Below are 18,161 nucleotides of genomic sequence, written 5' to 3'. Positions count from 1 at the left end.
TTCGTCAGGACGAGGGGGCGGGAGCGGCGTGCCTGAACGTCACCGGCAACGTCTTCAGGCCGCGCAGGCCCAGGTTCGTCCGCCAGACGAGGGGAGCGGGCTCGAGAGCGAGGTCGGGCATGCGGCGCAGGATCCCCTCGAAGGCGATCTGACCTTCGATGCGCGCGAGCGGCGCACCGAAGCAGAAGTGCGCGGCCCAACCGAACGCCAGGTGACGGTTGTCCTGGCGGGTGATGTCGAGACGGTCGGGCTCGAGAAACCGATCGGGATCGCGGTTGCCCGCGCCCATGACCGCGACCACCACCTGGCCCTTTCGGATCAGGCGCCCGCCCATCTCGACATCGGCGGGGGCCAGGCGACTCGTGTGCTGGCTCGGACTCTCGAAGCGGAGCAGCTCCTCGACCGCGGACGGGATGAGGGAAAGATCGCTCCTGAGCATCGCGAGCTGGTCCGGATGGCGCAGGAGCGACAAGACGCCGTTGCCGATGAGGTTGGTGGTCGTCTCCTGACCCCCGACCATGGTCAGGATGCAGTTCGCGATCACCTCCTCCTCCGTGAGACGATCGCCGTCGATTTCCGCGTTCATCAGGGTGCTCACCAGACCCTCCCGCGGGCGCCTCCTCTGATCGCGCATAGCGGAGCGGAAGTAGGCGGTCATCTCCTCGACAGTGCGCAGGACCCCGGGTGTCAGATTGGGATCGTGCTGGAGGTTGCCGAGCATCTGCCCGAAATCCTGCGACCACGCCTTGAGCCGGCGGTGGTCCTCCACCGGCACGCCCAGCATTTCAGCGCTGACGATGCACGGCAGCGGCTCGGCCAGGTCCGCGATGACGTCCATTCGTCCCTTCGCGAGAACCGGCTCCAGCAGGCGGTCGGTGATCTCGCGGATGTGGCTCCGCAGGACTTCGACGCGCGCCGGCGTGAAGGCGCAGGCGGCCAGACCTCTGATGCGCGTGTGGGCCGGCGCGTCCATGAACAGCATCTGCTTGACCATCACCTTCGCGATCGGGCCCAGGTCGGCGACACCCATGGCCTTGAGCTGCTCGGGCGTCGGGGCGCACTGCGCGGAGAAATCGCGGAGCACGCGGATCACGTCCTGGTAGCGCGTCACCACCCAGACGAACAGGAACGGATCCCAGTGCACGGGGTCCTCGGTCCGTAGACGGCTGTAGAGCGGGTACGGGTTGGCGATGATCTCCGGTTCGAGGAGGTGATAGAGGCTCAGCGGCGGGGCGACCTCCGGCGTGGCGAGTCGGCTCGCGTTCATCGCAGCATCCGTGCGGCCTCGTCCTCGCTCATGGCTTCGAGCCTGCGGAGCAGGAGGCGTTCGATCTCGGTCGAGAGACCGGCGACGGTCGGCGTCTCGAAGATGGTGCGCAGGGCGAGCTGCACGGAAAAGGCCTCGCGCAGACGTGTGATGAGCTGCGTGCCCAGCATGGAGTGGCCGCCGAGCGTGAAAAAGTTGTCGAGGACGCCGACGCGATCCAGGCCCAGGAGGGGCGCGAGGATCCCGGCGACGCGCTCCTCGACCTGCGTGCGCGGCGCCACGTAGCCGTCTTCCCGAAGGACGGTCCCTTCGTCCGGAAGTGGCAGGGCTGTGCTATCGAGCTTGCCGCTCACGCTGATCGGCAGGGACTTAAGCTCCACGAAGGCGGCGGGCACCATGTAGCCCGGAAGACGCGTCGCGAGGAAGTCCTTCAGCGCCCGGGGGGCCGGCGGCTCTCGCGAGGCGGGCACGACGTAGGCGACGAGCCGTTTGTCGCCCAGCGCGGTCTCGTGGGCGACGACCGCGCTTTCCCGGACATCCGGATGTTCGTTGAGCGCACGGACGATCTCGGCAGGCTCGATGCGATAGCCGCGGATTTTGACCTGCTCGTCGAGCCGGCCCATGAAGGCGATCTGGCCGTCAGGAAGTCGCCGGCCCAGGTCTCCCGTCCGGTAGAGACGCGCCGTGGGTTCCGGGCTGAATGGGTCTCTGAGGAACCTTTCCGCCGTCAGATCGGGACGGTTCAGATAACCTCGACCGACGCCCGCACCGCCGATGTACAGCTCACCCGCGGCACCCTGCGCGACCGGTCGCCGTCGCTCGTCCAGGATGTGCACCTGAACGTTGTCGATCGGCCGGCCGATCGTGGGCAGCGGCTGGGCGCTTCCGTCGGCAGGGACGATTCCGGAGGTCGCGACCACCGTGCATTCGGTCGGACCGTAGTTGTTCACCACCTTGAAGGGCAGGCCGGGCGGCGGGTAGCGGTGCAGCGTATCGGCGCCGGTCAGCAGAGCGCGGAGGGGAGCGCCGGCGGGCCAGGCGAGCGTCATCATCCGCTCCGCCATGGGCGTGGGCAGGAACGTGACGCTGATCTCTTCGAAGACCAGCCAGTCGCGCAGCGCCTCGGGATTCTGTCGGATCGCTTCGTCGGGAATGTGGACGCTGGCGCCGGCCGCGAGATAGGGCCAGATCTCCCATACCGCAGCGTCGAAGCCGACCGCGGCGATCTGCGTGGCGCGATCCTGCGCCGTGACGGCGAACGCCGCCTGATGCCAGCGCACCAGGTTCGACAGGCCGCCATGCGTGATCTCCACTCCCTTCGGCCGGCCGGTCGAGCCGGAGGTATAGATGACGTACGCCAGACTTCGAGGGGAGATGGACATGCTGCCGTGTCCCGGAGGCTCCGGACCATCGTCAGGGGCTTCCGCATCCAGGTCGATCAGGCGCCGGTCCCCGCGTGGCAGGCGATCCGCCAGGCACGCCGCGGTCACGAGGATCCGGGGCGCGGCATCATTCAGGAGCCGGGCCAGGTGCTCGACGGGGTGGGACGGATCGAGCGGCAGGTAGGCTCCGCCCGCCTTGAGGATCCCGAGCGCCCCGACCACCAGGTCAGGCGAGCGCTCCAGGCACAGCCCCACGATGACGTCGGGGCCGACCCCCAGGGAGCGCAACCGCTTCGCCAGCCGCGAGGATCGGATTTCGAGGTCGCGGTAGGTCAACACCTTCCCGCCCGCCACCACCGCCGGAGCCGGGGGGTTCTCTGCGGCCCGCGCTCCGAGCCGGTCGACCACCGAGTCGAGCCGCTCCAGGTCGCCGGTCAGCGTCGTGATCATGCCGAGACCAGCGGGCGCGCCGCAGCCCACGCCGGCCGTCCCTCATGCCGCAGCGGTCGCGGGCTGGATGCGATCGGCCTGCGTGGCCGGTCGAGAAACGTCCGGCACCACATCTCGAAGGAGAGGAGCGTCCAGATTGGCAGGTCGAGAGTTCCGCGCCGCTTCGGATTCTGGAGGAGCCTCTCGACGCCGGCCATGTCCAGGATCCCCCTGCGCCGGCTGCGCTCCGACAGCAGCACGTCGCGCGGGAGGTCCCGCAGCGGTCCGCCGAACCAGCGGCCGAGGGGGATGGCGAAGCCGCGCTTGGGCTTCTCGAACACCGACTCGGGGAGAAGACCGGCCATGGCGCGCCTCAGGATGTGCTTCGACCGTCCGTCGCGCAGCAGCATCTCCGGCGGAATCCTAGCCGCGAACTCCACCACCTTGTGATCGAGGAGCGGGACGCGGGCCTCGATCGAGTGGGCCATGCTCATGCGATCGACCTTCGTAAGGATATCGAGCGGCAGGTAGCTGGTGAGATCCAGGTCCTGGAGCCGCGACAGCCAGTGGCCGTCGCGCGACAGCCGCGCCGCCTCTCGGGCCCACGGATCGTGGCGGGCGACCTCCGCGTAGACGTCGGGGCGGAGAAGCATCTTCGTGTCGTCCGGCTCGTACAGCGTGAGGCCATGCAGGTAGCGCCGGTCGTCGGGCAGGGAGAGATGCAGCATGCGCTCGCGGCCCCTCATGCCGCGCGGCATGAGGCGGCCGATGCGGCCCATCGCCCAGCGCGCCGGCGCCCCGTGACGCCTTTCGCGCTCCTCCCGAAGATAGCGCTCGTAGCCCGCGAACAGCTCGTCGCCGCCGTCGCCGGACAGCACCACCTTCACGTGCGCCGAGGCGAGCTTGGAGACCATGTAGGTCGGGATGGCCGAGGAGTCGCCGAACGGCTCGTCGAGGTGGAAGGCGACGTCCTCGAGAATCTCCGTCGCGTCGGGGGCGAGGATCCTCTCGTGATGGTCGGTCCCCAGGGCCCGGGCCACCTGCCGCGCGTCGGGGGTCTCGTCGAAATCGGCGTCGCTGAATCCGATCGAGAACGTCTTCACCGGACCACCGCCTTGGCGCGTCATCAGCGCCACGACGCTGCTCGAGTCGATCCCGCCTGAGAGGAAGGCGCCCAGCGGGACGTCGCTCGCCATGTGCAGGCGCACCGATTCCTCGAGGAGGCCCCGCAGCTCGTCGGCGACGTCCGCCTCCGGGCGGCCCATGACGGGGTCGAACCACACGTCCCAGTAACGCTCGACCCGGACGCCCCGGCCGGGCCGCGCCACAAGCACGTGACCCGGCTCGAGCTTCTTGACGCCGGCGACGATGCTCTGGTCGGCGGGCGTGCAGAGCGTCCCGAGCAGCGCGCCGAACGCCCTCCAGTCGATCCTCGCCTCCACCTCGGGCAGCTGCAGGAGCGCCTTCAGCTCGGAGGCGAACGCGAGCCGGCCGCCCACCTCGGTGTAGTAGAGCGGCTTGATACCGAGCCGGTCACGCGCCAGGAGCAGCGTTCTCCGCGTCTGGTCCCAGATGGCGAGGCCGAACATGCCGCGCAACGCCTTGACGCAGGCCTGGCCGCGGTCCTCGTAGAGGTGGATGATCGACTCGGTGTCGGAGGAGGTGTGGAAGCGGTGCCCGCGCCCCTCCAGGTCCCGACGCAGCTCTCTGTAGTTGTAGATCTCGCCGTTGAACACGACCCAGGCGGTACCGTCCTCGTTGCGCACCGGCTGATCCCCCGTGTCGAGGTCGATGACGCTCAGCCGGCGCATCCCGAGACCCACTCCCGGCGCGAAATATACCCCCTCACCGTCCGGCCCGCGGTGTCGCATCACGGCGCACATCGCGCGCACCTGCTCTTCGCTGACCGATCCCCCTTCGAAGTCCACGATCCCCGCGATGCCGCACATGTCTTGCTCCCGCGATTCGCGACCACCGATCCGCCGGCGGCCCGGGCACAGGATGCGACGGATGACGTCGAGATCCAATCAGGCGGTCCCTCAGAACCGGGGCGGTGGATCCCTGAGCCGCCCCCGGGCCGGCCCGCCTTCCGGCCGGTCGCGGGCCCTCAGGACCGTCGCTTTCCCGAGCGGCGCCTGAAATCGTCGCCGAGCGCCAGCGGGGTCGCGGCGCCGTGCAGGGCGAGCGCCCGCCCCGTGTCGCGCCGGAGGAGGAGATGCGGCAGCAGCGCGGCGACCCGGTCGTACTCCCGGGCTTCGCCCGAAGGGGACTCCACGGACTCGGCGCCGCGGCCCAGCAGAACGACCCGGGCCGTGTCCAGCAGGATGCGCACGTCCAGGAGGAAGGAGCGGTGCTTGATGTAGTACAGGTCGTAGCGCATCTTCTCCGTCTCTTCCTCGAGGTTGTTGGCGTACCCGTAGCGCACCTGCGCCCAGCCCGTGATTCCGGGACGGACCAGGGTTCTCAGCCAGTAATAGGGAACGACCCGGTCGAAGAGATCGAAGTTGGACGCCGGGTGCGGCCGCGGCCCGATGAAGTTGAGGTCGCCCCGCAGGATGTTCACGAACTGCGGCAGCTCGTCGAGTCGGAACTTGCGCAGCCACCTGCCGACCCGGGTGATTCGATCCTCGTTCTCGCGGACCCATTCCGAGGTGGCGCCGTCGGCCGGGTGCATCGTCCGGAACTTGAGAAGACGGAAGCGCCTGCCCCCCAGCCCTACGCGTTCGTGGACGAACAGGACGGGACCGCGCGAGTCGAGCTTGATCAGGAGGGCGACGAGGAGGAAGAGCGGGGACGAGAGGACGAGACCCGCGCCCGCGAGCAGTACGCCGCCCGCCCGCGCCAGGGCGTCGTGGGCGCGGGAGGCGCGGAAGTCCTTCGAGAACGCCAGGGCGCCCGGCAGGATCGACTCGATGGCGATCTTGCCGGTCAGGCGCTCCAGGACCTCCCCCCCGTCCTCGACGGCGATCCCCCGGACCCTGGCCTCGAGCAGGCGCCTCACAGGAAGACGACCCCGTCGTTCATCCAGGGCAACCACGATCCGCGCGGGATCGGTCCGGGTGAGGATCGTGTCCAGATCCTCGAGAGTCCCGAGGACCGGCGCCTTCATCGTCAGGGAACGATCGCCGCCGCTCTCGGCGACGATGCCGGCGAGCGCATCACGGGAGCCGGAGAGCGCCTCCAGCTCATGCACGATCTGTCTCGCCAGAGGACCGGTGCCGAGCACCAGGTTGCGCCGCGCGAACGGACGCAGGGCAGCAAACCCATAGACGAGCGCCCGCAGCGGCAGGAGGACGGCGAGGAGCGCCGCCAGGATCAGGAGCGGAACAAGGCGATGGATCTCCGTCGGCTGGATCAGCCTCCAGAGGACGAGCGTCAGGACGAAGGCCAGCCCGCCGGACTTCGGCAGGCGGGCGAGGAACGCCCTGAACGTCCTGACGGCGCGCAGATCGTAGAGCTGCTGGTAATAGAAGGCGACGACGCAGGATACGGAGAGGGCCAGCGAGCGCTCCAGGGCGATCGCCAGGAGGACAGCCCCTCCGGCGCGCGGTGCGGACCCGAAGTGGATGGCGGCGCAGGTCGCGGCGCAGATCAGGACGCACTCGAGAAGCGCCAGGACCACCGTCATCGGACCACCGCCTCGTTAATCACCGCTTCGACTCCTCTGTCAGCGTGCGCCCCTGTTGTACAGGTCGACGGGCGACGAAACCATCGGGGCATTCCGCAATCGCCCCGGGGAGAAACGTGCACTCGGTCCCCCGGGATCCTTCCGATTCCAAGTGCAGCCGGCGCGCGGGGGGATCCCGGAGGAAGGACCGCGGGCGGGCGCGCACCGGGCCGGTGTTCGCTCGCGCCCGCCCGCGGGGTCAGGCGATTCATCTATCCCTCGACAGTGGAAGACCGGAGGTCGAGGCACTGTCGGCCGGCCCGGTGCGCACGGACACGCCGATCACACCGGGCAGAACGAGGGCGTCGTCGGGGGCGTGTTGGAAGCGTTCCCCTTGTGCAGCTGGATGTTCCCCCCGCCCGGATCGGGGCCGCCCAGATCGCCCATGGCGAGATAGCCGCTCTGGAGCTTGATCCCGAAGAAATCATCGCGGCCAGGCTCGCCGTTGTCGGTCACCCTGACGCGGAAGTAGCCGCTGTCGCCGGTGTTCGTCGTATAGGTCCCGCAGATGTCGCGGGTACGGTCGTCGACGAACACGTAGCCGGTGATGCTCGTCGCCTGCACATGCAGGCCCGAGCCGTGGTCGAGATAGTTCAAGTGACCCCAGAAGGCGCCGTTCTTGACGCCACCGCCGACGCCGAAGTTCCCCTTGGCGCCGGAGGGGGTTCCGACGATCCACCCTCCGCCGGTCACGAAATCGGACGGCGGCTGCTCGCCACCTCCCCAGGCGAAGATCCGACCGCCACAGACGACCGCGAACCCGACCACCGCCAGAAGCAGAATGAGTTTTCTCATGGTCATCCTCCTTTCCTCAAAAGAGCGGCGGCAGCGGCGGGGGCGGCAGAGGGAGACCCGAGCCGCTGGAGCCGACGCCGGCGCTGGCGGTGGCGAGCACGATGTCGGCCACGCCGCTGACGATGACGTGCACTGCGTTGACGGTCGTGCCGGTCGAGGTCGGGACCTGCTCGTTCAGGATCACCCGCCCACCGAGGAGCCAGACCGTCTGGTTGGGTTGACCGGTCACCGTGACCGGCACACCGTTGATCGAAAGACCGTCGATCTCCGACGTGCCGACGGGCGAACCGGCGGCCGGGGCCAGGGCCCTGGCCATGACGAAAGCGGCGGAGATGAAGTTGCCGGCGACCGCCAGACCCGCGTCGGCGAGCGAGGCCTCCGAGGCGACGGAATCCGGGCTTGCCCCCGTCGCAGCGTGCAGGACGTCGGCGCTCCCCAGAGACAGGATGCCGGCCGCCATGTTGGAGGCATCCCGCAGGTCAGAGGCATCGGCCAGGGGACCGGTGTCGGCGAGGGTGGTCGTCATCCCGAATACGCTCGCCCGGACCGCGCTCGCGGAGCCGCTGACGGTCTGGGCCGTCGCGGCCGCGGGCCAGGCCAGAAGACCGGCCCCCGTGAGGGCGAGCACGGCCAGTGTTCGAAGCTGACTGATGGTTCGAGTCATTCCGACCTCCAGACTGTGTCACGCGTTTGAACGCCACTCCGAAATCGCGGGTCGTCGGCGCGGTCCCGCGGGCGTCTCCCGGCTCGTCGCGCCCGTTTCACGTGCCCTCCTTTCGGCGTCCGCCATGGACCGCGCACCGACGATCCTCATCGGCCGCTAACACTACGGCCATGCGGAATCCGCGGCCATCTGGTCGATTCTGCAAAGTCCGCCTGGAGAAATCCGGGAGAGGCGGTGAGTGAACCTCGGAGGGGACTAGGTGAATGTCCGGCGCGCGGCGAGGGTCCCGGGGTCCGTGCCGATCAGGACCGGAGTCCGGCCCTGTCCCAGGTGACGCTCTGGCGTCCGGTGAGGACGTGCAGGAGCGCGACGACGGTGGCCCAGTTCAGGAGGCAGAGAGTGTAGGGAACGGCGACGACCGGGAGCCTCCTCGCGGCGCGCTCGAGGTGACCGACGAGGGCCGAAGCGTAGAAGACGCCCTGCAGCAGGAGCGTCCAGTCATAGAACGGCCGGCCGGCGAGACACACGTTGCTGACCAGGGCGGTCGTGAGGAGAAGCGGTCCGAGAAGGCGGAGACCCTTGTGCGACACGGTCTGCAGCCAGAGACGGTTCCGCAGGGGGTTCAGCATCCAGCGCTCGCGCGCGAACATCTGGAAGTTCCCTGCGATGGTGCGGACCTTGCGCACGAACTCCTCGCGCGCGGCGGCCGCGGGCCGGTCATGGGCGCGCGCCGCGGGCTCGAACACCACCCTGTACCCGAGACGGACGATGCGCATCGGGATCAGGACGTCATCCAGGATGGTGTCGTCGGGGATCGGATCGAACAGATCGCGGCGGATGGCGTAAATCGCGCCCGTCGCACCGACCGTCGAGTCGACGCGGCTCTCGCTCAGCCGGATCGATTTCTCGAACCGCCAGTAGAGACCGAGCCCTCTCCCGACGGTCGAGCCGGCGGAGTCCGCCAGGATCAATTCGCCGCCGACCGCTCCGACCGTGCGGTCGGCGAAACGGCGGACCAGGGCGCGGACCGCGTCCGGCTCGAACCTCTGGCGGGCATCGGCGAGGACCACGATCTCGCCGCGGCAGCGGGGCACCAGATCGTTGAGCACGGAGGTCTTGCCGCGGCGACGATGGAAGGCGAGGACCCTGACGCCGGCCGCCGCGAACCCCCGCGCGCGGGAGGCCGTGTCGTCGCTCGAGCCGTCGGATCCCACGACGACCTCCAGGCGATCCCTCGGATAGTCGAGCGCCAGGAGATTCTCGATCCGTCCCTCGATCCGCGCCGCCTCGTTGTGGGCCACGACGAGAATGGAGACTCTCGGGACCCGCTCATCCCGGTCGTCGTCCCAGCGCCGGCGCCCCGCCGCCCACGCGCGGATGAGGGCCGTGTAGCCGATCTGGGAGTAGCCGATCAGCAGGACGGAAATCCAGAACAGGGCGAGGCTGGCCATGGCGGGTCGTGACCGTCCGATCCGGGTCTTGGAGAACTGGAGTCCGCCGCCCCGCATGCCACCCGGCTGCGGGGGGGCCTCCGGGTGGACGCCGGACGGAGGCAGGAACTCCGGCCGGGGCGGCGGACAAGCCCTTTTCGTTCACTCCTCTCGAGAGGACGCGTCACCCGGCCCGCCCCGATCCGTCTAACGGACGAGCACGATGTCGCCGGGGCGAAGCTCGAGGTTCGCATCGCCATCCTCCATCGCCTTGTCGTAGTTGAAGCGAATGCGTCTGTCGCGCCCCCCTCCCTCGCGCAGGATCACGATGCGCGATCGCGACGCGAACTCGGTCAGGCCGCCCGCCGCCGCCAGAACGTCCAGGACGGTCGTGCGCCCCTTGAGATCGTAGCGTCCGGGGTGCGCGACCTCTCCGAGGACCGACGCCTTGGGGCTCTTGACCTCCTGCACGATCACGGAGACCTCGGGATTGGGGATGTACTCCGCAAGCCGCTTGATCAGGACCTCGCGGAGCTCCATGGGTGTCATCCCTTCCGCATGGACGTCGTTGAGGAGCGGGAGAGAGATCATGCCGTCCGGCCGGACCGGCACCTTCCGGCTGAGCGCCTCGTTCTTCCAGACGGCGATGTCGAGCATGTCCTCCGGTCCGATCCGGTAGTCCCCGGCCGGCGTCGCGGGGCCCTTCCCCGGCTCGCTCTTGCCCCGGTCCTCCGCCCGGGGAGACGGGGATCCCGCCGACAGGAGCGTCACGCACAGGGCCACGAGCGTCCACTTCGATGCATCGATCCTGCGACCGGAGTTCATCGGCTTCCCTCCGCGGACGCGCCTGCGGCGGCCGGCGGCCGGGTCTCGCTGCGGCCGGCGGTCAGGCCCAGAAAAAAGGTGTCGCGCGCGATCTCCTGCACGCTGTCGCCGGTCCCCGTGGTGGAGGAGACCAGAATCCCGCGTTGCTGGTTCCTGCGATACCTGCCCACGAGTGACAGCCAGTCGTTGATGCGCCAGCTTCCCTCGATACCGACCGCGTACACCCGGGTCTCCGGCCCGCCGGACGGATCCCCTATCCAGTACACACCGGGTGTCATGCCCAGCCTCAGCGAGGGGGACGGCCGGAAGGAGATGCCTGCGAGCGCGCTGTCCGTCACAAACGTTCCCGATTGCCCGATCACCGTGCTCAGGGTCCTTGCGACAGTGAGCGACGTGTCGATGCGGCCGGCGCCATGTTGCAGGGCCACCGACGCTTCGGGATCGAACCTGCCGCCCGAATAGCGCGGACCGGCGCGGAGCGCGAACGAGCTTCGCGGACCGACGCGACGCTCCCAGCCGAGGGTCAGCGTGTGGACGGCGACCGGGCCGCTCCCCTCGAAGGCGTACCGGCTGAAGCCGTAGTCCGCGGTCATGGTGTCCCGGGGAGAGTGATGGTGCTCCAGCCCCAGGGTCGAGCTCCGGGTGTCCGTCCTGGAGCCGCCGGCGAGGTCGTCCTTCGTCCGGGCGTAGGCGAAGGTGCCGTCCGTGGCGCGGCCGAGTTTCCAGGCGATCGACGGGCTCGCGGAGAACCTCCGGGCCCGCGCGCGGCCGCCCGCCAGCCCGGTCGCCAGGTTGAGCTCGCCCGGTGTCAGCGTGGACACGTAGTCACCATGCAGAGAGAAGGTCACCGGCCGGGACAGTCGGGTGTGGAGATCGAGCGCGGCGGACTCCCGCGCCCGGTCGGTGTCCAGCTCCGGATGGTCGGCGAAGCGCTCGACATCGAGGGCCCACCGGCCGGCGATGTCGAAACGCGGCGCGCGCGAGCCCGCTTCGATCCCCGGGGTGAGCCTGGAGATGACGTCGCTCTCCCTGGACTCGGGGGTGTAGAAGAGATTGTCGTCCCGCACCTCCGCGAGCGACAGGCTCCCCTTGAGATAGAGATCCGGCTGGGCCATCGCCGCTCCACCGAAGACGATTCCGCCGAGAAAACCGATCCCCTGCGCGACCCGGCCGCCTCTCCCGGTCACGCGGGGACCACCGAGGTGCAGTCGACCTCGACCGCGACGCTGCTGCTCAGCAGATCGACTGAAAGCACCAGGAACCCCTTGTCCGCCTTGCGGCGCTCGAGGATCCCCTCGACCCCCGCCAGCGGCCCGCTGGCGATGCGCACGCGCATCCCCGCCTTCAGGAAGGGATAGGGCATCGAGGGCAGATCGGATTGCGACAGCGCCAGGACCGAGGCGATCTCGGAGTCGGGTACCGTCGCCAGTCTTTCCCACGACTCTCCCAGGATCGCCACCAGGCCGCGCGCCTTGCGCACCTCGATGTAGGCCTGCTTGTCCAGGGTGTTGTGCAGGAACAGGTACCCGGGGAACATCGGGCGCCGGATCAGATGACGCCTTCCCGCCCGCCTCGACCAGACATTGATCTTCGGCAGGAAGCTCTCGAAGCCCCGCACTCTCAGCTGGTCGTGCACCAGCTGCTCGCAGTGGCTCTGTGTCCAGAGGACACGCCAGGCCGGCTGCACCCTTCTTTCGGTCCGCTCCGTCATCGTCGTCATGGCGCCCCCCGGAAACCCGCCCTCGGGCGGAGCTCCAGACTGTCACAACGATTCGTACCTCCTGCGGAGGAGCGGGGCAATAGGGGAACTCCTCAAAGAAAGTCGGGAGATCCCGGATTCGACGCCGCCGTCGCGGGGGGCGGATCTCAGGGCTGGACCAGGCCGCGCCGGACCGCGTAGCGCACGAGGCCTGCGACCTGGTGGATGCCGAGCTTGACCATCAGGTGACTGCGATGCGACTCGGCGGTCTTCTGGGCGATTCCGAGGAGCTCGGCGATCTGTTTCGTCGATTTGCCCTCGGCGACGAGCTGCAGGACCTCCCGCTCTCTCGTGGTGAGAAGGTCCGCGGGGAGCCTCGTCTGACCGCGATAGGCCGAGACAACCACCTCCGAGATGGCCGGACTGACGTAGAGCTTGCCGCGGGTGACGTCCCTGATCGCCTGGACCACGTCCGAAACCGACTGGCTCTTCAGGACGTAACCATGAACGCCGGCCCGCAGGGCCTCGAGGATGTACGGCTCCTCTGCATGCTGCGTCAGGATGACGACCTTGGTGCCCGCGCTGCTCTGCATGATCTCGCGCGCCGCGTCCAGGCCGTTCAGGCCGGGCATCCCCAGGTCGAGGAGAGCCACCTCGGGATGGAGGGCCTCGACCTGCCGCAGCGCTTCGCGGCCGTCGGCCGCCTCGCCGACGACGCTGAAGCCTTCGCGCGTCAGGAGAGACTTGAGGCCCTGGCGAACGACGGGGTGGTCGTCAGCCACCAGTACGCGGGTATTCATCGCATCGGCCTGTCGAAGGCTTCCTCATGTTCCATCCTCCGCCCCGCGACCCGTCCCTGGCCCGGCGGGGCCGGAGTGGCGGGAGCCTGCGGCGTGGGCCTGATGGCGGACCCGGCCGCGGCTCGCGGGGAGGCAGGTCCATATGCCGGCCCGGAGATCGATGACTGCCCTTCCGGCTCTGGCCTTCACCCGGCGCCCTTAAAAGGACCACGTGGCACCGGGAACCAGTCCATCAACCCGTCCGTCACAGCGGAACGGGTCAGCCGCTGAAGCCGGTCCGGCGACTGCCGATGACGATACGTCGCGAGACCTCCTCGTCAAATCAGGTGATGACCTGAGCGAATGAAGGGAATTTCCCCGAGGGAGGGGTGGGGAGCAGGCGCGGCCGTCGGACGATCAGGGCTGGACGAGGCCCCGGCGGATGGCGTAGCGCACCAGCCCGGCCGTCTCGTGGATACCGAGCTTCGACATGATGCGCGTCCTGTGCGACTCGGCGGTCTTGACGCTGACGCCAAGAAGGGCCGCGACCTCCTTCGTGGTCTTCCCCTCCGCGACCAGCTGCAGGACCTCGCGTTCGCGCGGACTGAGCGGATCGGGCGGCAGGTCGGACTTGTTGCGGTACGCATCGACCACGGTCTTCGACACGCCGGGGCTCAGGTAGATGGCCCCGCGGGTCACCTCGCGAATCGCCTGCACCAGGTCGAGGGTGGCCTGCGTCTTCAGAACGTAACCGCTGATGCCGGCCCGCAACGCCTCGAGGACGTAGGGGTCGTCGGTGTGCATGGTCAGCAGGATCGCCTTCATCCGGTCGGAGGCCCGCAGCATCACGCGCGCCGCGTCCAGACCGTTCAGGCCGGGCATGGCGAGATCGAGGACCGCGACGTCGGGGTGGGTGGTCTCGGCCAGGGTCACCGCCTCCCGTCCGTCTGCCGCCTCGCCCACGACCTTGAATCCCTCGTGCTCGAGCATCGCTTTCAGCCCCTGACGTACGATCTGATGGTCATCCGCGAGCAGAACCTGGATCGGCATGGTGTTCTCCCAAGGGAATGGTGATGCGTATCTCCGTCCCGCGCCCCCGGGACGAATCGATTGTCAGCTGCCCGTTCAGCGCGTTGAGACGCTCGCGCATTCCGATCAACCCCAGGCCGCGGTCCCCCTTGCGGTTGAGCGTCGCGGGGACGTCGAAGCCGCGGCCGTCGTCCTTGACCGAGCAGCGGACCTCGTCCGCCAGGACGGCGAGACGGATGTCGACGCGGTTCGCCACGGCGTGCTTCGTGGCGTTCCGCACGGCCTCCTGCACGACCCGGTACATGGCCACCTCGACCGGGGCCGGCAGGCGGGGCGATTTGGGGCCCTCCACGGCGATCGGGATGCCCGCCCTCTCGCTGACTCCCTGGACCAGGAACTCCAGCGCCGGGACGAGCCCGAGGTCGTCCAGGATCGTCGGGCGGAGCTCGTGCGACAGCCGCCGCAGGTGCCTTTCGATCTCATCCAGCGGAGCGCGGATTCCGATCAGGCGGTCGCGGGCGCGCGGGGGCAGGCCGTCGGCCACCTCCTTCACCGCCAGGTGGACCGCGACGAGGAGCTGTCCCGCCTCGTCATGCAGCGCGTGCGCGATCCTTCGGGCCTCCTCCTCCAGCATCTCGTTCAGGCGACGCAGCGCCGCGACCGCGTCCTGGAAACTGCGGTGCGTCATCTCGAACGGTGACAGGCTCTCCGTCAGGAAGCGGGCAGAGCCCTCGACCGCGCTCACGCACGATTCCGGCGCCTTCTGCTCCTCGAGAACCTTGCCCTGGGCCTCCTGATGCAGGGCGATCACGTCGATGACTCCGAGGCCGTCCACGATCGCCCGGCGTCCGAGCTCGTAGGCGTGGTGCAGCGCCGACTCGCCGGGGTCTCCAAGATAGTCCCGCAGCGCCGTGGCGTACCGGGCCTTGAGGGCCGCGAGGTGTTCGTCTCTCATCGGGTCATCCCTCGAGCCGCGCGACCAGGACCATGGCGTCATCCGCGCTCCGCGAGTGTCTGGCCAGGATCTGATCCGCCATGGGCTCCGGCCGGCCCGACAGGACGATCTCCTTGTCGAAGCCGCCCGAGATGCCGTCGGTCGCAAGAGCGAGCAGGCCCGTCCCGGTGACGACCACCGGAGCGACGAGAAGGGCCGGCAGCCGGACGCCCACGACGCCGCCCCGCAGGACCAGACGGTCGCTCGCGGGAGCCGCTCCTCCATTGGAATGCAGCAGGAGCCCCTCGACGTTTCCCACGCCGATCCAGGTCAGCACGCGATCCCGGGCGTCCCAGCGCGCCAGGCTCAGCGCCACGCCGCGCGTCCGGAGCAGACTCTGATGACAGCGCTTGACGATCTCGATCAGGGGATCCGCGGCGTAGCGCTCCACCGTCCGCACCGCCAGGTCCGCCGCCAGCGCCGCCTCGGTCCCGTGGCCGAGCCCGTCCGCCACCGCCAGGAGCGCGCCGTCCGTCTGTTCGGTGACGACGCATCGGTCACCCGACTCCGTCTCGCCGGCCCGCGCCCTGCTGGCCACGCTCCAGGCGAGGCGCGTCCGTTTCAGCGCTTCCATTTGGTCGCCGTCACCGTCGTCCCCTTGCCCACCTTGGAGACGATCTCGAAGTCGTCCATCAGCCGTTTCACTCCCGGCAGGCCGAGTCCCAGGCTGCCCGAGGTCGAATACCCCATCTGCATGGCGCGCGGGATGTCGGAGATTCCGGGGCCCGAGTCCCGGGCCACGACCACGATGCCCTCCCGGCCGTTGTCCTGCAGGACGCCCAGTGTCATCTCGCCCGTCTTCGCGTAAAGAAGGATGTTCCGCGCCAGCTCCGAAATCGCCGTGGCGATGAGGGTGAGATTGCTGTTGGAGAACCCCAGCTGCTGCGCCAGGGCCCGTCCCTTCTGGCGGGCCGCCACGAGGTCCTGATCCCCCTGGATCGCGATCTTCGTCTCGTCCTTCAATGGAGGCCGCTCCCCCGCATGCCGCACATCCGCGCCGGCCGCGGATGTCCGCTGCTCCCAGCGCATCAGCCGGTCGCGCCCACATCACGGCCCATCTTCTTGGCCCCCCGATCCAGGAACGCGAGGCCCTCCTCGAGATCGAGCGCCGTGGCCACCCCTTCGAGCGTGAGTCCGAGCTGCACCATCGTGAAGGCCACCTCAGGCTGGATGCCCACGATGACCGTCTCGGCGCCGCGCAGCCGGATCATGTGGGCGATGTCGCGGAGCGTCCGCGAGGCGAAGGAATCCATCACGTCCATCGCGGTGACGTCCACGATCACACCGCGCGACCTGTAGCGGCCGACCATCTCGACCAGGGCGTTGCGCAGCTCCAGCAGGTCTGCGTCGGTCAGGGCGGACTGGACGCTCGCGATGAGGTAGGCGCCTTGCTTGAGAATCGGGACGGCCATGGCAGGCCCCCTTAGATTATTCGGTCAGTTCCGGCTTCTCGACGGGATGGACCTTGTAGCCCAGGAGCCGCTCCGCCTCCTCGATCCCTCCCTGCAGATCGCCGACGGTGTTCATCTTGGTGAGATCCACCCCGATGTTCACGAGCGTCTGGGCGATCTCGGGCGACAGGCCGGTGACGATGACCGTCGCGCCGAGGAGACGGGACGCCTCGACGGTGAGGACAAGGTGGTTCGCGACGTTCGAGTCCATGGCCGCGACGCCGGTGATGTCGATGACCACGACCCGGGCGCGGTTGGTGCGGATGCCGCGCAGGAGCTGCTCGGTGAGCTGGCGGGCGCGCTGGGGGTCGATGACGCCGATGATCGGCAGGATCAGGAGCCGCTCGCGGACCTGGAGGACGGGGGTCGACAGCTCCCGGATCGCCTCCTGCTGCTCGCGGATGGTACGCTCGCGCTCCTGGACGAAGCCGACGGCCACGGTGATGGCGATGCGGTTGGCGGCCGGCTCGTAGGCATCCAGGATCCTGTTGAGCTTGTCGAAGTCGGCGTGATACCGGCCGAACAGCGACCGGGCCAGCACGTCGCGCAGCAGCAGCACGATTCCGACGACCTCGTCCGTCTGCACGCCCCGCGGGATGATGCGCTCGGAGAGGTTCCGGGCGTAAGCCTGCAGCGCTTCGAAGGTTCCCGTCTCGAGGGCCTCGACGTAGTTGTCGTAGACCGATGTGGCTTCGGCGAACACCTCCTCTTTGGTCATCGCCGTCAGCAGCCTGGCCTCGGTGATGCGCTGCGCCCATTCCTCCCGGAGCTGGGTCCGGTGCTGCCGCAGGTGCGACACGAGCTCGCGCAGGAGCGCCGTGGTCGATTCGGACGGCACCTGTTTCAGTTCCGTTTTCAGTTCCGCCTGGTTGCGTCCCCCCTTCATTGCATGCCCTCCTCCCGCAGGCCCCGGAAGGGCCCCGCTCCGCCGGACGACCGAGGTTCCCTGGAATAGGTGTCGATCATGATACCTTCAAAAGGCCCCCCCCGGAAGCCCGCTTAGGCTGCCCCTCTCCCGGGTTTGACTGCCATGAATACCCCGAGGATTGGGCAGCCGCCATCAGGTAAACACCTGAATGCCCAGTGTAATAAACCCGTCCGATCCGGAGCGGGCGCTCCGGACGTCGTGGCGCGCCCGCCGCAGGCGGGAGGGCCGGGGCGAACAGCCGGTCTGGCGCCCTCGAGAATGCGCCATATCCCTAGAGTAATCACCTGAATAGTACGCGCCGACCAAGGATTTTTCCGATCCATTCTCCGTGTTTTTCCGTTGACAAATCCCGTGTTCCACCTTAGCCTCGCACTCGGGTCTGGATTGCTTGTGCGGAGACCCCTTCCCGATAAGAGCAAACCCGTCGCGAGGCGGGGACGCAAAGCCGCGGGTCAGAGTTTTTTTTGACAGCCGGGCTGCCGAAGAGAAGGAAGCTCAAGAGAATCCACTTAGGGACTGGTGGTTCTCCGCGTGAGGAGGAGCACCATGTCCGTTCTTCGTCTGCCATCCGTTCGTCTCTCTCCATCCATTATTGCCTGCGTGGTCGCGCTGGTGCAGGTGCCGATGCCGGCGCTGTCGCAATCGACGCCCGCCGCCGATACCGCGATCGCGCCGGGCGGTTTCCTGGAGAGCGCCACGACGGGACAGGTGCGGCCGAGACTGTCGGCCGCGGTCCTGCAGGCGCTGCTGCCGGCGCGCGGCCCGTTCACCTTCCCGCCGCCCTACAACACTAGCGGCGTCCGGATCACCAACGCCACCGAC

General features: G+C 68.7%; 18 protein-coding genes and 1 riboswitch. Of the genes, 1 reads left to right on the top strand and 17 read right to left on the bottom strand.

The annotated features are described in order from the left end of the window. Positions 1-4: 4 nt before the first annotated feature. The 17 genes from VEW47_17830 to VEW47_17750 form a co-directional block, all read right to left on the bottom strand. Entirely contained in the window at positions 5-1,267 is a 1,263-nt protein-coding gene (locus VEW47_17830) for a cytochrome P450 (GenBank protein ID HYS07041.1), read from the bottom strand. After that, positions 1,264-3,129, bottom strand: a complete 1,866-nt coding sequence (locus tag VEW47_17825; GenBank protein HYS07040.1) for a non-ribosomal peptide synthetase — start codon at positions 3,127-3,129, stop codon at positions 1,264-1,266. Before VEW47_17825 ends, VEW47_17830 begins: the two co-directional genes overlap by 4 nt. Beyond that, positions 3,096-5,027, bottom strand: a complete 1,932-nt coding sequence (asnB, locus tag VEW47_17820) for an asparagine synthase (glutamine-hydrolyzing) (protein ID HYS07039.1) — start codon at positions 5,025-5,027, stop codon at positions 3,096-3,098. The genes VEW47_17825 and asnB overlap by 34 nt, the downstream gene beginning before the upstream one ends. A 158-nt stretch (positions 5,028-5,185) precedes the next feature. Then, on the bottom strand, positions 5,186-6,706 hold the full coding sequence (locus VEW47_17815; protein HYS07038.1) for a sugar transferase: 1,521 nt from the start codon (positions 6,704-6,706) through the stop codon (positions 5,186-5,188). Between the two features lie 321 nt (positions 6,707-7,027). Continuing rightward, positions 7,028-7,540 carry a post-COAP-1 domain-containing protein gene (locus VEW47_17810; GenBank protein ID HYS07037.1) on the bottom strand — a complete coding sequence of 171 codons (513 nt, stop codon included), beginning with the start codon at positions 7,538-7,540 and terminating at the stop codon, positions 7,028-7,030. Between the two features lie 16 nt (positions 7,541-7,556). Next, positions 7,557-8,204 (bottom strand): choice-of-anchor P family protein, encoded by a 648-nt coding sequence (locus VEW47_17805; protein HYS07036.1) that lies wholly within the window; start codon positions 8,202-8,204, stop codon positions 7,557-7,559. Between the two features lie 302 nt (positions 8,205-8,506). Then, positions 8,507-9,655 (bottom strand): glycosyltransferase family 2 protein, encoded by a 1,149-nt coding sequence (locus VEW47_17800; protein ID HYS07035.1) that lies wholly within the window; start codon positions 9,653-9,655, stop codon positions 8,507-8,509. A gap of 186 nt (positions 9,656-9,841) precedes the next feature. Then, positions 9,842-10,459, bottom strand: a complete 618-nt coding sequence (locus VEW47_17795; protein ID HYS07034.1) for a polysaccharide biosynthesis/export family protein — start codon at positions 10,457-10,459, stop codon at positions 9,842-9,844. After that, positions 10,456-11,646, bottom strand: a complete 1,191-nt coding sequence (locus VEW47_17790) for a hypothetical protein (protein HYS07033.1) — start codon at positions 11,644-11,646, stop codon at positions 10,456-10,458. Before VEW47_17790 ends, VEW47_17795 begins: the two co-directional genes overlap by 4 nt. Next, complete coding sequence (locus VEW47_17785) at positions 11,643-12,179, bottom strand: transcription termination/antitermination NusG family protein (GenBank protein ID HYS07032.1); 537 nt, start codon at positions 12,177-12,179, stop codon at positions 11,643-11,645. The genes VEW47_17790 and VEW47_17785 overlap by 4 nt, the downstream gene beginning before the upstream one ends. A 146-nt stretch (positions 12,180-12,325) precedes the next feature. Beyond that, a complete protein-coding gene (locus VEW47_17780; GenBank protein HYS07031.1) occupies positions 12,326-12,940 on the bottom strand; it encodes a response regulator transcription factor in 615 nt (204 codons plus the stop codon). Positions 12,941-13,354: 414 nt separating this feature from the next. Continuing rightward, positions 13,355-13,987, bottom strand: a complete 633-nt coding sequence (locus VEW47_17775) for a response regulator transcription factor (protein HYS07030.1) — start codon at positions 13,985-13,987, stop codon at positions 13,355-13,357. Then, positions 13,959-14,921, bottom strand: coding sequence for an ATP-binding protein (locus VEW47_17770; GenBank protein ID HYS07029.1), 963 nt, complete (start codon positions 14,919-14,921; stop codon positions 13,959-13,961). Before VEW47_17770 ends, VEW47_17775 begins: the two co-directional genes overlap by 29 nt. Positions 14,922-14,925: 4 nt before the next feature. After that, on the bottom strand, positions 14,926-15,534 hold the full coding sequence (locus tag VEW47_17765) for a SpoIIE family protein phosphatase (GenBank protein HYS07028.1): 609 nt from the start codon (positions 15,532-15,534) through the stop codon (positions 14,926-14,928). After that, positions 15,522-15,923, bottom strand: coding sequence for an anti-sigma regulatory factor (locus tag VEW47_17760; GenBank protein ID HYS07027.1), 402 nt, complete (start codon positions 15,921-15,923; stop codon positions 15,522-15,524). Before VEW47_17760 ends, VEW47_17765 begins: the two co-directional genes overlap by 13 nt. 65 nt (positions 15,924-15,988) lie before the next feature. Further along, positions 15,989-16,372, bottom strand: a complete 384-nt coding sequence (locus tag VEW47_17755) for an STAS domain-containing protein (GenBank protein HYS07026.1) — start codon at positions 16,370-16,372, stop codon at positions 15,989-15,991. A 16-nt stretch (positions 16,373-16,388) separates the two neighbouring features. Then, a complete protein-coding gene (locus VEW47_17750) occupies positions 16,389-17,297 on the bottom strand; it encodes an STAS domain-containing protein (protein ID HYS07025.1) in 909 nt (302 codons plus the stop codon). A gap of 446 nt (positions 17,298-17,743) precedes the next feature. After that, a riboswitch (cyclic di-GMP riboswitch) is annotated at positions 17,744-17,823 on the top strand. Between the two features lie 62 nt (positions 17,824-17,885). On the opposite strand from VEW47_17750, the gene VEW47_17745 reads away from it, so the two are divergent. Further along, positions 17,886-18,161: hypothetical protein (locus tag VEW47_17745; GenBank protein HYS07024.1), on the top strand; the 276-nt coding region annotated here is incomplete at its 3' end.

The sequence above is a fragment of the Candidatus Dormiibacterota bacterium genome (assembly GCA_035635555.1).
Classification (GTDB): Bacteria; Acidobacteriota; Polarisedimenticolia; order Gp22-AA2; family Gp22-AA2; genus Gp22-AA3.
Note: the sequence above shows the minus strand (reverse complement) of the source record. Positions and strands in the feature narration are given on the sequence as shown.